The following is a 15655-nucleotide window of genomic DNA, read 5'->3' as shown; positions in this document are numbered from 1 at the left end:
TAATGACTTATACAAAGCCCAATCAATTGATTTCAAAATGTTTCACATGGAACAATTCTGCTGCACAATCTACTATAATATTAATATAAGTAATATTATAGTAGACTTCACACAATGAATAAAGTGATAGCAAAAAAGAAGTATGGACAGAACTTCTTAAAAGATGAGGTAGTTTTACAAAAAATAATCGAAGCGATGCCCCATAACAACAATAAAATTGTTGAAATTGGGCCTGGCTTAGGTGATTTAACTAAATATTTAGTAGATGTCAAAAGCGTAGAAGCTTTTGAGGTTGATACCGATTTGTGTAAGCTATTACAAAAAAAGTTTGAGAAAGAGATCGCAACCGAGCAACTCCACATAAACTGTGGAGATGTATTAGAAGCTTGGAAGAGTGAACTTATAGAAGAATCGTATGATTTGGTGGCAAATTTGCCATACTATATCGCGACCAACATAATTCTAAAGGCCCTCGCAGATCCAAAATGTAAAAACATACTTGTAATGGTACAGCTTGAAGTTGCAGAAAAATTTTGTGCGAATGAAAATGATAAAGTATTCGGTTCTTTGAGTGTTATAACTCAAAGTGCAGGGAGCTCACGAATAGTCGTGAGAGTCCCACCAACAGCATTTGAACCACAGCCAAAAATAGATTCTGCAATTTTTTTAATAGAAAAAAGTAGTGATAGAAATGATGAGATTTTTGAGGGTATGCTTAGAGTTGCATTTAAGCAACCTAGAAAAACTCTCATGAAAAACCTATCCGAAATTTATGAAAAAAATAATCTTCAAGATGCTTTTTTAAAGCTAAACCTCGCACAAACGATTCGTCCTCATCAAGTCTCTACAGCTGACTATCACCAATTACACAATATAATACAAAGGAATTTTAATGTCAGAAGAGACTCAACAGACGAGTGAAGTTATCGTAACTAATTCACAAAATACTCAAGAAGATCGTAAGCCACACAACAACAATAACAACCGAAGACCAAATGGTCCAAACAATAGCAATCCTAATGCTTCAAACAACAAACAAGGTGGTGGAAAAAGTCGTCGTCGTCAAACTTTACCTATTGATGAAAGCTTAAAATCTATGGTTTTTGCAAATCAAGAGTCACACAAACAGAGATTAAACCCTCATTACAAACTTGATCTGAACTCTAAAGATAAGATTCGCATCACTCCACTTGGTGGACTTGGCGAAATTGGTGGAAATATAACTATATTTGAGACACAAACAGAAGCTATTTTGGTGGATGTTGGAATGAGCTTTCCAGATGAAGATATGCATGGTGTCGATATACTAATACCTGATTTTAGCTATGTAAGAGAGATAAAGGATAAAATAAAGGCGATTATCATAACTCACGCTCACGAAGATCATATTGGCGCAATGCCATACCTTTTTAAAGAGATGCAGTTTCCTATATATGGTTCACCTCTACCACTTGCTATGATTGCTGGCAAGTTTGATGAGCATCACATAAAAGATTTTAAAAAATATCTAAACCCAATCGAAAAAAGAAAAGTTTATGATATAGGTAAAGACTTTAAGATTGAATGGATGCACATGACTCACTCAATTATTGACTCATCATCTTTGGCTATTACAACTGCAGCTGGAACTGTTATTCACACGGGAGACTTCAAGATCGATTACACTCCTGTAGATGGCTATACTGCGGACCTTCACAGACTTGCTTATTATGGAGAAAAAGGTGTACTTTGTCTTTTAAGTGACTCAACAAACTCATACAACACAGTGCCAACACCATCTGAACTTAGTGTTGCTCCAGCTATGGATAGAGTTTTTGCAAAGGCTGAGGGTAGAGTTTTACTATCTACATTTAGCTCAAACATTCATCGTGTCTATCAAGCTATCCAATATGGCGTAAAATATGGAAGAAAAGTTTGTGTAATAGGTCGCTCAATGGAGAGAAATCTAGAGATTTGTATGCAGTATGACTACATTAAATTACCAAAAAATATCTTTATAGAACCAGAACAGTTAGCTGATATGAATGATAAAGAGGTTCTGATAGTTACAACTGGCTCTCAAGGTGAAACAAGCTCTGCTCTCTTTAGAATGTCTATAGGTGAGCATAGACATGTTAAAATTAAGCCAAATGATTTAGTTGTTTTATCATCAAGAGCAATTCCCGGCAATGAGGGCTCTATCTCTGCGATGCTAAACCATCTACAACGCGCTGGTGCTAAAGTAACATCAGAAAAAGATATCCATGTCTCAGGGCACGCTTCGATAGAAGAGCAAAAACTTATGCTCCGCCTTGTTAACCCTAAGTTCTTCTTACCAATTCACGGCGAATACAACCATGTAATGAAGCATCAAGAAACTGCTATAATGTGTGGTATCCCCGAGAGAAATATTGGTATTATGAACGATGGAGACACTATCGAAGTTGCTCCAAAATATATGAGAAAAGTTAAATCAGTTAGAACTGGTAAGACATACATTGACAACCAAAACAACCATAAAATTGATGATGATATAGTCTTAGATAGACAAAAACTAGCTTCTGATGGAATAGTTATGATAATTGCTCAGATTGATGGGCAACACTCTAAAATGATATCTAAACCTGTAGTTACAACATTTGGTCTAGTAGCCGACAAGCAAGATAAGTTTTTTGCAAAAGAGATGGAAGAAGTTCTTGAACACTTCCTAATCAACATCAAAGAGGGATTGATAGAAAACCCAAGAGCCCTAGAAAATGACCTTCGTCAAGTTGTAAGAAAGCATATCTATAGAAAAATGAAAAGATATCCTCTTATTGTTCCACATGTATTTATACAATAGATGGTAAAAGAGTTTAAAAATTAATTTAAAGAAGCCTAAATGACCGGTGGTTTTTTTGCAATTTTAGACGACATCGCTGTTTTATTTGATGATACTGTTGCCATAAGTAAGATTGCTATTAAAAAAACAGCTGGTGTTTTAGGCGATGATTTAGCCGTAGGCGCTGAAAAAGCAGCCGGTTTTAGTGCATCAAGAGAACTTCCTGTTCTTTGGGCAATAACAAAAGGCTCATTTAGAAATAAACTAATTTTGCTCCCCCTATCTTTTTTGCTTAGTGCTTTTACTCCACAATTAATCATCCCCATTCTTATTCTTGGTGGCACTTATCTTAGCTTTGAAGGGGCACAAAAGATATACGAATACTTTACCCCAAATAAGCATCACAAAAAACCATTAGCAGAAATGATTATGAGTGAAAAAGATCTTTTAGCCCTTGAGAAAGAGAAGATTAAGTCAGCAATATTAACAGACTTTATTCTCTCTATCGAGGTTATTATCATAGCGCTTGGAACCGTAGCATCGCAACCATTGACTATGCAAATTACCATTGCTTCTGCTATTTCAGTGCTTGCAACTATTGGGGTTTATGGAATTGTTGCTTTCTTAGTGCGAATAGATGATATAGGAATCGCTCTAATAAAAATTTCGGAAAAAGTTGGTGGTTTCAGAAAGAAAGTATATAAAAAAATCGGCAATAGTTTAGTAATCTCTCTACCTAAAATTATCAAGTTATTATCAATTGTAGGTGTAATTGCTATGTTGTTAGTTGGTGGTGGAATATTTGTTCACAATATAGAGTCACTTCACAATGTAGTGAGTTTTATACCAATTATTGGTGCTGAACTTTTTATTGGATTAATAGTAGGCTTTACAATTTTAGCAATTGAAAAAACAGTAAGTCTATTTTTTCAAAAGTAAAAATTTGGATTATTTAATATACGAGCAACAATAATCAGTTACAGTTTTTATCTTCAAATCAAAAGAAGAGTTAGCAGGTACATTGAAAGTCTCTGGAGTGTTTAAAGTTTTCCACTCTTCTCCTGGAAGCTTTATATCTAAATCTCCACTCATAATTTCCATAATTTCAGCCGCATCCGTCCCAAAAGTGTAATCACCAGGCATCATAATTCCAAGAGTTTTCATAGAACCATCTTCAAAATCAACTCTTCTGCTTGTAACTTTTCCATCATAATAGATATTCGCTTTTTTTACTATATTTACATTTTTAAAACTTAACATTTTTTTACCTTTTTTTTAGAATTATATCCTATTCCCAATCTAGTAGTCTTTGTTGACCTTCTAAACCTCTGATGTGAGTAACATCTTGAGAAACCTCTATAACGCCCTTGTATGAGCCATTATTATCTCTTATAGCAAAATAACGGATATGAATAAATTTGCCTTTAAATGTTATCCAAAATTCAGCTTCATCTCTTCTACCAGCTTTAAACTCACGAAGAATCGTAAGAACTTGATCAACACTCTTTGGAGGATGACAAAACTTTACTTCACGACCTATAATTCCAGCACTTCTTGGAAATACTCTATCTTCACCACGATTATAAAAAATTACTATATCGTTTTCATCAACATAAGTGATATCAACAGGCATAAATTTCAGTAACCAGTTAATCTGCTCTGGCAACATAAATCCCTCTTGAAGATTAATTCTGCCCTCAAGTGAAAATGGTAATTTTCTTTTTTTTGTATCTTGTGATGGGTGAATATACTCACCCTCTTCATGTGCAGGATATGGAGCAGGTACTTCATCAAACATCCAACCTATCTCTTCATCTCCACTTCTCATCTCTTTCCAATCATCTTCTTGAAGCATCTCTAATGCTCTTGGAAGAAGCCTTCCCTCTTCAACTTGCATTATATGTTCAAGATTATGAAAAAGATTTTGTAATACTATATTCAAAGACAATAGCTCATTTGCTTGAACTAAATTTCTGGCATTTTTTACTATTGCACGAATATCATCATGAAATGCCCACATACCTTGAGATGGACTTGTCCAGCCATATTTTTCCAGATATGGAAACAATTGGTTCTCTTTTCTAGCAAAATGTTTTTCTATCAAGCAGAGTCTTGTAAACTTCTCTTTAAACTCTTCATAATTATTCTCAATATCGATGCTGTTAATACTCGCTATCAGTCCTCTAATTAACTGATTTTCTTCAAGATATACTCTTGCTGGGTGACCCTCAGGTAAATTTGTAAATGGATTCATTTTGTGCCTTAGTGATTAATTGACAAAATTATACTGTTTATAAAATTTTACTTTTTGATTTGAAGCAAGTTAACTCTTTGTGAGTGTGTAATTGCAACTGCCATAGCATCTGTGATATCAAGAGGTTTAATCTCTTTTTTTATATTTAGTAACATTTTTACCATAAATGAGACCTGTTCTTTAGCGGCTTTGCCATTTCCTGTTAATGATTTTTTAACTTGTAGTGCTGTGTATTCACTAAATTGCCCAAAATATTGAAGAATAAGTAGTGAGATAGCTCCACGAAATTGAGCCAATTTTATAGTTGTTTTTGGATTATGTGCATAAAAAATGTCTTCTATTGCAACTTCATCTATCTTATGATTTTTAAATATTCCCTCAAATGCCTCAACCATCTGCGGGATTTGAAATTGTAACTCTTCTGCTTTTATTTTTATAAGACCGGCTTCAATAAGCGAAATCTTTGAATTTTCTAAATTTATAATGGCATAACCCATATTTCTCGTACCTGGGTCTATTCCTAAAATTATCATACCTCTCCCATTATATTATATATCAAATTTTAACTATTCACACTATTCACAATCTAGTTATTCACATAAATTTTAACCATTTTTTATAAGAAAATTGATATTATTAACATATAAGGATTATATATGAATATTGGTCAAAAAGTTTTAAATTTACTTAAAGATGAGATATCTGAGATTGAATATGATAGGTATGTTAAACATTTAATTTATGATTTAAAAAAATCTAGTACTAATTTAGCAATATTTTATGCTCCAAATGCTTTAGTTTTAAATTGGATAAAAAGTAAATATAAAAACAAAATTCAACATCTTTTTGAAATAAATAGTGATTCAAAAGTAAATATCGAAATAACACTTATAAATTCTAAAGAAAAATTTATAATAAAAGAAAAAAATATACAAAAACAACCAATTCACTCTCTTTTAAATCCATCATTTACATTTGACAATTTTATGGTCGGTGGTTCAAATCAATTTGCTTATGCTGCTGTAAAAAGTGTAAGTGAAAAAGCTGGAATTTTATATAATCCTCTTTTTATTCATGGTGGTGTTGGGCTTGGTAAAACTCATCTTATGCAAGCCGCTGGAAATATTTTTCAAAATCAAGGAAAGGTTGTTATTTATACCACGGTTGAGCAGTTTTTAAATGATTTTATTAGACATATAAAAAACAAAACTATGGAAAGATTTCAAGAAAAATATCGAAATTGTGATGTTTTACTTATTGATGATATTCAATTTTTAAGTAATAAAGAGACAATCCAAGAAGAATTTTTTCACACTTTTGAAGCACTTAAAGGTGAAGGAAAACAAATTATTTTAACTGCTGATAAACATCCAAAAAAGATAGCAGGGCTTGAAAAAAGGCTTCAAAGTAGGTTTGAGCATGGACTTATTGCAGATATTCAACCACCAGAACTTGAGACAAAAATCGCTATTATTGAAAAAAAATGTGAAATAAATAGAGTTATTTTAACTAAAGATATTATCAACTATATTGCAACGGTTATAGAGAGCAATGTTCGTGAAATAGAGGGTATTTTATCTAAACTCCACGCTTATTCAAAACTTATGCATGTTGATATAACACTTGATTTTACAAAAAATGTATTAAGAGATCAAGTTCAAGAAAATCTTGCAAATTTAACTCTAGATACTATAACTAAAAGTGTTGCAAAAGATTTAAATATTAAACCAAGTGAAATCCGTTCAAAAAGTAGAAGTAAAAATCTAGTTTATGCAAGAAGAATTTCTATATATTTATGTCGTGAATTAACACAAAATACAATGCCTCAGCTAGCTCAATACTTTGGAATGAAAGATCATACTGCAATAAGTCATACTCTTAAAAAAATAAATGAATTAATACAAAATGATGAAGATTTTAAAGTCAAAATAGAAGAGCTTACCAATAAAATTACTTCATCTTCATAAAAATTAGAAAAAAAGATATAATTGCTAAAGTGAATAGATGTGAAAAAAGTTGTAGTGGTTTGTTACATATAAAAACTCTTAATTTAGGGTTCAAATGGTGATAATCACATATTCACATTACCCTACTACTATTACTAAAATTTTATTAAATAAATAGGATTTCAAATGAAAATAACAATACAAAAATCAATTATTGAAAATATTTTAATCCATGCTCAACCATTTTTAGAAAAAAGAGATACATCTCAAATAACTTCTCATATTTTTATTGAAGCATTAAACTCTAAATTAACTATAAAAGCTACAGATTATGAAATAGGTTTTTTAGTATCAACAGAGAGTGTAGAAATAGTAAGTGATGGTAGTATTACTGCTAATGGTAAAAAACTGTTAGATATTATTAAAATATTAAAAGATGACAAAATAAATTTAGAAACAAAAAATGATATTTTATATATTTCACAATCTAACTCTAATTTTAAATTACCAACATTTTCTCACAATGAATTTCCTGAATTTCCTGAACCTATTGGAAAAGAACAAATTTCAATAGATTCTCAATCTTTAATTGACTCTCTTAAAAAAGTAACTCCATCAATTGATACAAATAATCCAAAATTTGAGTTAAATGGTGCTTTAATTGATATAAAAGAAAACAATATAAATTTTGCTTCAACTGATACAAGAAGATTAGCTATTGTTACTCTTGAAAATAGAAGTAATAAAGAGTTATCAATAATTATTCCAAAAAAAGCAATAGTAGAAATACAAAAACTTTTTTATGATAATTTAAAACTTTTTTATGATGAAACTAGTTTAATTATTATCTCAAAGCAGTACACATTTTTTACAAAACTTATAAATGGTAAATTTCCTGAATACTCTAGAATAATTCCAAAAAATATATTAAAAAATTTAATATTACCAAAAGCCAAAATGATAGAATCAATAAAGCAAATAACAACTATCTCATCTGATGTAAAAATGACTTTTTTAAATGATCTAATAACTTTTGAATCTCTTAGTGATGACAATATTGAAGCAAAAACAGAAATGAGTTTTTCAACTGGATTTTCATCACCATTTATAATTGCTATTAATAGTAAATATCTTTTAGATTTTTTAAATTCTATAAATAGCGTTGATTTTACAATTGGACTGAATGAGAGTAACTTACCATTTATTTTAAGTGATGATAATTTTAAAACAGTAGTAATGCCAATAGTAATTTAGTAATATTTTAACTCCTATTTATGGGGTTAATTCACTTTTATTTTTAACTTCAAATTAAATCACAAAACTTTCTTTTAGTAAATGTTAGATAAAATGCCCGATTAATGTTATATTTGGAGTGATAAATGGAACAAGGTTACGGTGCTAGTAATATTAAAGTTCTAAAAGGGTTAGAAGCAGTTCGTAAACGCCCTGGTATGTATATTGGTGATACAGGTCACAGAGGTCTTCATCATTTAGTTTATGAAGTTGTTGATAATTCTATTGATGAAGCTATGGCTGGTCATTGTAATACAATAACTGTTTTATTAACAAAAAATGGAACTTGTAAAGTTACAGATAATGGTCGTGGTATCCCAACAGATATGCATCCAACTGAAGGTATGAGTGCTGCAACTGTTGTTTTAACAGTTCTCCATGCTGGTGGAAAATTTGATAAAGATACTTATAAAGTCTCTGGTGGTCTTCATGGAGTTGGTGTTTCTGTTGTAAATGCACTCTCAAATAATCTTAAAATGACTATTCATAGAAATGGAGAGATTTTTGAGCAAGACTTTAAAAAAGGTATCCCTCAAGAAATCATAAAAGTTATAGGAACTACTAAAAAAACTGGTACGACTATTGAATTTGCACCAGATCCTAGTATTTTTACAGAAACAATAACTTTTGAGTATGAATATCTTTCAAAAAGATTTAAAGAATTAGCATATTTAAATCCATTTATTACAATTATTTTTAAAGATGAGAGAACAAATGTTTCTGAAACATACCATTTTGAAGGTGGTATAGCTCAATATGTTGCAGATATGAATAAAAAAGTTCAAGTTGCAGCCGTTTATTCATTTTCCTCAAAAATAGAAGATATAGAGTTTGATATTGCACTAATGTATAATGATTCATATGATGAAAAACTTGCATCATTTGTAAATAATATTCGTACTCCAAATGGAGGAACACATGAAGCTGGTTTTAGAGCAGGACTTACTCGTGTTATTTCAAATTATAATGCCCAAAATGGTGCAGCAAAAGAAAAAGATGTAAAATTCTCTGGTGAAGATACTAGTGAAGGTCTTATTGCTATTGTTTCAGCTCGTGTTCCTGAACCTCAATTTGAAGGACAAACAAAAGGTAAACTTGGAAATACTTATGTAAGACCACTAATTCAAAAAGCAACTTATGAACTTTTATCTAAATATTTTGAAGAAAATCCAATAGAAGCAAAAGCTATTGTCTCAAAAGCATTAATGGCAGCTCGTGGACGCGAAGCAGCTAAAAAGGCAAGAGAACTTACTCGTAGAAAAGATTCTATGAGTGTTGGAACACTTCCTGGAAAATTAGCTGATTGTCAGAGCAAAGATGCCTCTATTTGTGAACTTTATCTGGTAGAAGGTGATTCTGCTGGTGGTTCTGCTAAAATGGGTCGGGATCGTGTATTTCAAGCAATTTTGCCACTTAAAGGTAAGATTTTAAATGTTGAAAAAGCTAGACTTGACAAAATATTAAAATCAGAAGAAATTACGAATATGATTACTGCTATGGGTTGTGGTATTAGTGAGGATTATAATGAAGAAAAACTTCGTTATCATAAAATTATTATTATGACCGATGCTGATGTTGATGGTTCGCATATTCAGACATTGCTTTTAACATTTTTCTTTCGTCATTTTAGAAAAGTTGTTGAAAATGGTTACCTTTATTTAGCACAACCACCTCTTTATAGATATAAAAAAGGTAAAAAAGAGATCTATTTTAAAGATGATAGAGCAATGAATGATTATCTAATTGAAAATGGAATAGAGTCTTTAGAAATAGATGGAGTTGGAGAAAATGATCTTATATCTTATTTTAAAATGGTAGATCATTATAGAACTTCTCTTCAAGCACTTGAGAGAAGATATGCTCTTGTTGATTTAATTCGCTATTTTATAGAAAACCCTGATTTAGTTGGTTTAGATATGAATAGTATGTATGAAAAAATTGAAGAATTTTTGTTAAAAAATAGTAATAATATTTTAACAAAAAGTATAAATAGTGACTCTATTCATCTCTTTGTTCAAACAAAAGATGGAATGGAGGAGCTACTTATTAATGATGATTTATTTAGCGCACCACACTTTAACGAAGCAAATTTTGTATATAGAAAAATTCAAGAGTGGAATTTAGATTTTGGTGATGATATTATTAAGGTATTAGAAAATATTAATGAATATGCTAAAAAAGGTGCCTATATACAAAGATATAAAGGTCTTGGGGAAATGAATCCTGATCAACTTTGGGAAACAACAATGACACCAGAAAATCGAGTTTTACTTCAAGTACAAATAGAAGATGCTGAATCTGCATCAGACACATTTACACTATTTATGGGTGATGATGTTGAACCTCGCCGTGATTACATCGAAAAACATGCAAAGGATGTTAAACATTTAGATGTTTAACCATTAGTATGACCCTTCCACAAGTAAAAGAGAGAGAGTATCGTTTTAAACTAGCACTTAGAATGGTACTTCCAATCTTTACTCTTATTATTGCTTTTATCATTAATTTCTCAATTTCAGAAGATGAACAATTAACATATCTATTTTATATTGAATTAACACTAATTCTTTTTTTTAGTATTTATTTTATATTTTATTTAATTTATAACGGTTTTGATACAAAAATAACTGATAATGTATCAAAAGTATTTTCCAAAGAATATTTGTATAATTATTTGAAAAAAGAGATTAAAAGTGTTAATGAATACTCACTTTTACTTATTAGTATAGATAATATAAGTGAGATTAATAGTCGATATGGTATGAGTAGTGGTGATAAAATACTTTTTGAAGTTGTTATATGGATAGAAAAATATTTTAAAGAAAAAAATATAGATAATTTTCCAATAGGTCACATCAAGGCTGGTGATTTTGTATTAGGTTTAAAAGGAAAAAAAAGTGTTTATAAAGCAGTACTTGAGTTGTTTTGTTTAAAGAGCGAAGAACTAAAAATTGATAGTATTGAAGTACAAATATCCGGAGTTATTAATGACATTACCCTTTCAAAAGATGTTGATTATCTTATAGAGAATCTTTTTTATCTACAAAAAATAGATAAAAATATAACAAATGTGGAGGATGAGACAGATCCTAATGAGTTAGAATTTTTAGTGATTGATGCTATAAATAAAAAAAATATAGAAGTTATGCTGCAAGATGTTTTTAGTGGGAATGCCCAAACAATAAAAGAGTGTTTCATTAAGTTAAAAACAGTTGATGGCAAGTTGGTTTATCCAAAAACATATATGAAAATCTTAGATAAATTAAGAATTATGATTGAGTATGATTTGATGATTTTAGAAAAAGTTATAAGTTTGTGCACACAACAAACCGATGTAGTTTTTGCTCTGTCTATATCACCAACCTCAATTAGAAATTCACTTTTTATAGCAAAAATAAAAGAGCTTTTTTATAAAAATGATTCTCTTAAAAATAGAGTAATATTTATACTTAGCGAAAACGAATATTATCCATTTATAGAAAATTATAATAATATTTTGCAAACATTAAGAGCTTTTGGAATTATTATAACCATAGATAGGTTGGGTTCACTAAATAGCAGTTTTTTATATCTGCGTGATTTACATATTGATATAGTTAGATTTGATAGCTTTTATACAAAAGAGGCAAATCGGGCTAAATATAAAAATATAATAGATGGTTTTAATATAATGGCACACAATAAAGGTGTTAAAAGTTGGGTCAAAATGGTTGAAAATGAGAGTAGTTATGAAACCTTAAAAGAGCAAAATATTGATTATTTTCAAGGTAAATATTTGGCACCACTGGAAAAAATTTAAGAACAGGAATAAAAATGAAATATGGTGAAAAAATTGTTAATGAGTTTGATGTGGAAAAAGATTTGGAAATTTGGCCAAATCTGCATAAAAGAGATTATCTTATAAAAATGACACTTCCAGAATTCTCTTGTCTTTGCCCTAGAAGTGGTTATCCTGATTATGCAACGATATATCTTGAATACACACCAAATGAGTGGGTTGTTGAGTTAAAAGCTATCAAACTTTATATAAACTCTTTTAGAGATAGGCATGTTTCCCATGAGAATAGTGCAAATGAGATTTATGAAATTTTAGACAAAAAATTAAAGCCAAAGTATATGAAAGTTATAGCAGATTATAACCCAAGAGGCAATGTTCATACAGTTATAGAGATTGACAGCTCAAAGCTTTAGCTCCTTTGTAAAGCTATAGTTTTTTATAAAATTTTATAAAACCTTCTAACCAAGAGATGGCTTGCACACGGTCCATTATTTTACCACTTATCTGAGCCTCATAAGCACTACTAAGTATGATTGTAAATTCTGGTGATGGAATTATGCCAAATGTCAAGATATCTTTACCGCTTAAGAGCGGTGGGAGTTTTTTAGTTAGTATGTTTAACTCCCTTGCTCTTTTTTCTATAGCGTCCGCTATATCATAATCAAAAGAGTAATTTTTAGAAAAATATACGGCTCTGCTTAAAATCAAGAGTTCACTTATATTTACTTTTGTGGCAAGTTTATAGAGTGCATAGTCACTAAACTCCTTGGCGTAAATTTTTTCTATCTTGCCATGTAACTCTATAAGTACAAAAACTCTTTTTAGTAACTCTTTTTCATTTGTAAATTTCCACAAAAAATGTTCTGCTCGCTCTTTTGTAAAATCATAACACAAGCCAGCTAGCATCAAAACCAATTTTGTTTGATCTTGATTTGTTAGTTGTTTGGATATCTCATCAACTACTAAAAGATTGTCAGTAAATATATCACTTCCAAAACTTTTTAAAAGCTCAAATGCAATGGATGGTTTTTGGCAGATGAGCAAAATCTTTTTTATTTCTTCAAAAATTCTCTCTTTTGGCAACTCTTCAAGCACTCTATTTTTAACCATTTGCCTACATAGCAAGTAGAGTTCATTATCAATTTTAAAGTCATAAACAACACTAAACCTAACAGCTCTTAAAACTCTAAGTGGGTCCTCTATAAAAGTTTCTGGATTAACAGCTCTTAAAATTTTGTCGCTTAAATCTTGAGTTCCATTAAAAGGATCAACTATTTTTCTCTCAACTACATTATATCCAATCGTGTTTATTGTAAAATCTCTTCTTGAAGCAGCGGTTTTAAAATCAAGATTTGAGTCTATTTTTATGCTGAATCCTCGATGCCCAGAGGTTGTTTTGTTATCTATTCTTGGAAGTGTAAAGTCAAGTTCATAGCCCATATAGCTTAGCTTGCAGACTCCAAAACTCTTTCCAACACTATTAACCGAGCCAAACTCTTTTAGAATATTTTCTAGCTCCGCCAGAGACGAAATCCCATATAGCTCAATATCTATATCATTTACAGTAATATTCAAAATAGAGTCTCTTATAAACCCGCCAACAATTATAGGCTTTATGCCATAAGAAATAAGTTTAGAGAAAATAGGCTCTAATTTTTTAGGGTATGTAATCATTTCATAAGTATAACACTGCTTTAACTCATATATAACAATTACTTGGGTATAATCGCGAAAAATTTTCCCACCTTAAGGAAACCTAATGCAAAAGATTAGAAACATTGCCGTTATCGCTCACGTTGACCACGGTAAAACAACACTAGTAGATGGTCTGTTAACACAGTCAGGAACATTTGGTGCTCATGAGCAGCACGCAGAAAGAGCTATGGACAGCAATGCACTAGAGAAAGAAAGAGGAATCACGATTCTTTCTAAAAATACAGCTATTCGTTATAAAGATTTTAAAATCAACATTATCGACACTCCAGGTCACGCGGATTTCGGTGGAGAAGTTGAGCGCGTTTTAAAGATGGTAGATGGTGTTTTAGTTCTTGTTGATGCTTATGAAGGTGTTATGCCTCAAACTAAGTTTGTTGTTAAAAAAATGTTAGCACTTGGTAAAAAACCAATTGTTGTTATTAACAAAATCGATAAACCTTCAGCTGAGCCAGATCGTGTTGTAGATGAGATGTTTGACCTTTTTGCAGCGATGGGCGCAACTGATGACCAGCAAGATTTCCCAGTTATATACGCTGCAGCAAGAGATGGTATAGCTAAGCTTGATATGAGTGAAGAGGGTGGTGACTTTCAATGTATTTTTGAAACTATTATAAATCATATTCCTGAGCCAGAAGGCGATAGAGAAAACCCAACTCAAGCTCAAGTATTTACACTTGATTATGATAACTATGTTGGTAAAATCGGTATCTCTCGTATCTTTAATGGTGTAATTAAAAAAGGCGATAACATTATGCTTGCAAAAGCTGATGGCGAACTTGTTAAAGGTAAAATCTCTAAATTAATCGGTTTCCACGGACTTAACCGTATGGAAATCAATGAAGCTGAAGCTGGCGATATTGTTGCTTTTGCTGGGTTAGAGACCGTTGATGTTGGAGATACTGTTTGTGATCCAGCTAGACCTATGCCACTTGATCCACTTCACATCGAAGAGCCAACTTTAACGGTTATATTTTCCGTAAATGACTCTCCACTTGCCGGTCAAGAGGGTAAACATGTTACTTCAAATAAACTAAAAGATAGACTTGAATCTGAGATGCAAACGAATGTTGCAATGAAGTTAGAAGTTGTTGGTGAGGGTAAATTTAAAGTTTCAGGTCGTGGGGAGTTACAAATCACTATTCTTGCTGAAAATATGCGTCGTGAGAATTTTGAATTTGGTGTAAGCCGTCCAGAGGTTATTGTTAAAGTTATCGAAGGTGTTAAATGTGAACCATTTGAACATCTTGTTATCGATGTCCCTGAAGAGTTGAGCGGTAGTGTTATTGAGCGCCTTGGAAAAAGAAAAGCTGAGATGAAATCTATGCTTCCAATGGGTCAAGGTTTCCAGAGAATCGAGTTTGAGATTCCTGCTCGTGCACTAATTGGATTCCGTGGACAGTTCCTAACAGATACTAAAGGTGAGGGAATCATGAATCACTCATTCTTGGAATTCCGCCCGTACAGTGGAACAGTTGAGTCAAGAAGTTATGGCGCGCTTATTTCAATGGAGAATGGTGAAACACTTGCTTATTCACTATTTAATATTCAAGATCGCGGCGTTCTTTTTGTAGGACCGCAAACTAAAGTTTATGAGGGTATGATTGTTGGTGAACACTCTCGCTCAAATGACTTAGTTGTAAATCCTATAAAAGGTAAGGCTCAATCGAATGTTCGTTCAAGCGGCGCAGATGAAGCTATCAAGCTTATCCCACCTCGTGATATGTCACTAGAGCGTGCTTTAGAGTGGATTGAAGATGATGAACTTTTAGAAATTACTCCTATTAGTATTCGTATTCGTAAAAAATACCTAACAGAGAGCGAAAGAAAAAGAAACGATCGTAAATAATTTCTTTAATATCCTCTAGTCA

General features: G+C 31.4%; 13 protein-coding genes. 9 read left to right on the top strand and 4 right to left on the bottom strand.

The features are described 5' to 3' along the window. Positions 1–114: 114 nt before the first annotated feature. From rsmA to PHV22_RS06720, 3 genes are read left to right on the top strand one after another with little or no spacing between them, the layout of a single operon-like run. Complete coding sequence (rsmA, locus tag PHV22_RS06730) at positions 115–921, top strand: 16S rRNA (adenine(1518)-N(6)/adenine(1519)-N(6))-dimethyltransferase RsmA (RefSeq protein WP_295022501.1); 807 nt, start codon at positions 115–117, stop codon at positions 919–921. After that, a complete protein-coding gene (locus PHV22_RS06725; protein WP_295022499.1) occupies positions 893–2821 on the top strand; it encodes a ribonuclease J in 1929 nt (642 codons plus the stop codon). The genes rsmA and PHV22_RS06725 overlap by 29 nt, the downstream gene beginning before the upstream one ends. A gap of 39 nt (positions 2822–2860) precedes the next feature. Beyond that, positions 2861–3739 (top strand): DUF808 domain-containing protein, encoded by an 879-nt coding sequence (locus tag PHV22_RS06720; protein ID WP_295022497.1) that lies wholly within the window; start codon positions 2861–2863, stop codon positions 3737–3739. A 9-nt stretch (positions 3740–3748) separates the two neighbouring features. On the opposite strand, the gene PHV22_RS06715 is transcribed toward PHV22_RS06720, so the two are convergent. From PHV22_RS06715 to ruvC, 3 genes are read right to left on the bottom strand one after another with little or no spacing between them, the layout of a single operon-like run. Then, complete coding sequence (locus PHV22_RS06715) at positions 3749–4060, bottom strand: pyrimidine/purine nucleoside phosphorylase (RefSeq protein WP_295022495.1); 312 nt, start codon at positions 4058–4060, stop codon at positions 3749–3751. A 28-nt stretch (positions 4061–4088) separates the two neighbouring features. After that, positions 4089–5054 carry a PAS domain-containing protein gene (locus PHV22_RS06710; protein WP_295022493.1) on the bottom strand — a complete coding sequence of 322 codons (966 nt, stop codon included), beginning with the start codon at positions 5052–5054 and terminating at the stop codon, positions 4089–4091. Positions 5055–5101: 47 nt separating this feature from the next. Next, positions 5102–5587, bottom strand: coding sequence for a crossover junction endodeoxyribonuclease RuvC (gene ruvC / locus PHV22_RS06705; protein ID WP_295022492.1), 486 nt, complete (start codon positions 5585–5587; stop codon positions 5102–5104). 123 nt (positions 5588–5710) lie between these two features. Between ruvC and dnaA the strand changes: the two genes are divergently transcribed. From dnaA to queF, 5 genes are all read left to right on the top strand, one after another. Then, entirely contained in the window at positions 5711–7021 is a 1311-nt protein-coding gene (gene dnaA / locus PHV22_RS06700) for a chromosomal replication initiator protein DnaA (protein ID WP_295022490.1), read from the top strand. 165 nt (positions 7022–7186) lie between these two features. Continuing rightward, positions 7187–8254 carry a DNA polymerase III subunit beta gene (gene dnaN / locus PHV22_RS06695; RefSeq protein WP_295022488.1) on the top strand — a complete coding sequence of 356 codons (1068 nt, stop codon included), beginning with the start codon at positions 7187–7189 and terminating at the stop codon, positions 8252–8254. 125 nt (positions 8255–8379) lie between these two features. Next, a complete protein-coding gene (gene gyrB, locus PHV22_RS06690) occupies positions 8380–10692 on the top strand; it encodes a DNA topoisomerase (ATP-hydrolyzing) subunit B (RefSeq protein ID WP_295022486.1) in 2313 nt (770 codons plus the stop codon). 8 nt (positions 10693–10700) lie between these two features. Continuing rightward, complete coding sequence (locus tag PHV22_RS06685) at positions 10701–12092, top strand: EAL domain-containing protein (RefSeq protein ID WP_295022484.1); 1392 nt, start codon at positions 10701–10703, stop codon at positions 12090–12092. Positions 12093–12106: 14 nt separating this feature from the next. Continuing rightward, positions 12107–12484 (top strand): preQ(1) synthase, encoded by a 378-nt coding sequence (queF, locus tag PHV22_RS06680; protein ID WP_295022482.1) that lies wholly within the window; start codon positions 12107–12109, stop codon positions 12482–12484. A gap of 13 nt (positions 12485–12497) precedes the next feature. On the opposite strand, the gene PHV22_RS06675 is transcribed toward queF, so the two are convergent. Beyond that, positions 12498–13745 carry a CCA tRNA nucleotidyltransferase gene (locus PHV22_RS06675; RefSeq protein WP_295022480.1) on the bottom strand — a complete coding sequence of 416 codons (1248 nt, stop codon included), beginning with the start codon at positions 13743–13745 and terminating at the stop codon, positions 12498–12500. Between the two features lie 85 nt (positions 13746–13830). Here PHV22_RS06675 and typA point away from each other — a divergent pair, with 85 nt between their 5' ends. Continuing rightward, on the top strand, positions 13831–15633 hold the full coding sequence (gene typA / locus PHV22_RS06670; protein ID WP_299946571.1) for a translational GTPase TypA: 1803 nt from the start codon (positions 13831–13833) through the stop codon (positions 15631–15633). The last annotated feature ends 22 nt before the right edge of the window (positions 15634–15655 follow it).

Origin of the sequence: Sulfurimonas sp. (assembly GCF_028713515.1) — a bacterium.
Lineage (GTDB): Bacteria > Campylobacterota > Campylobacteria > Campylobacterales > Sulfurimonadaceae > Sulfurimonas.
This window is presented reverse-complemented; position numbering and strand designations above follow the sequence as displayed.

Coding starts and splice junctions, on each gene's coding strand:
- rsmA (WP_295022501.1), top strand. CDS start 115: ATGAATAAAGTGATAGCAAAAAAGAAGTATGGACAGAACTTCTTAAAA.
- PHV22_RS06725 (WP_295022499.1), top strand. CDS start 893: ATGTCAGAAGAGACTCAACAGACGAGTGAAGTTATCGTAACTAATTCA.
- PHV22_RS06720 (WP_295022497.1), top strand. CDS start 2,861: ATGACCGGTGGTTTTTTTGCAATTTTAGACGACATCGCTGTTTTATTT.
- PHV22_RS06715 (WP_295022495.1), bottom strand. CDS start 4,060: ATGTTAAGTTTTAAAAATGTAAATATAGTAAAAAAAGCGAATATCTAT.
- PHV22_RS06710 (WP_295022493.1), bottom strand. CDS start 5,054: ATGAATCCATTTACAAATTTACCTGAGGGTCACCCAGCAAGAGTATAT.
- ruvC (WP_295022492.1), bottom strand. CDS start 5,587: ATGATAATTTTAGGAATAGACCCAGGTACGAGAAATATGGGTTATGCC.
- dnaA (WP_295022490.1), top strand. CDS start 5,711: ATGAATATTGGTCAAAAAGTTTTAAATTTACTTAAAGATGAGATATCT.
- dnaN (WP_295022488.1), top strand. CDS start 7,187: ATGAAAATAACAATACAAAAATCAATTATTGAAAATATTTTAATCCAT.
- gyrB (WP_295022486.1), top strand. CDS start 8,380: ATGGAACAAGGTTACGGTGCTAGTAATATTAAAGTTCTAAAAGGGTTA.
- PHV22_RS06685 (WP_295022484.1), top strand. CDS start 10,701: ATGACCCTTCCACAAGTAAAAGAGAGAGAGTATCGTTTTAAACTAGCA.
- queF (WP_295022482.1), top strand. CDS start 12,107: ATGAAATATGGTGAAAAAATTGTTAATGAGTTTGATGTGGAAAAAGAT.
- PHV22_RS06675 (WP_295022480.1), bottom strand. CDS start 13,745: ATGATTACATACCCTAAAAAATTAGAGCCTATTTTCTCTAAACTTATT.
- typA (WP_299946571.1), top strand. CDS start 13,831: ATGCAAAAGATTAGAAACATTGCCGTTATCGCTCACGTTGACCACGGT.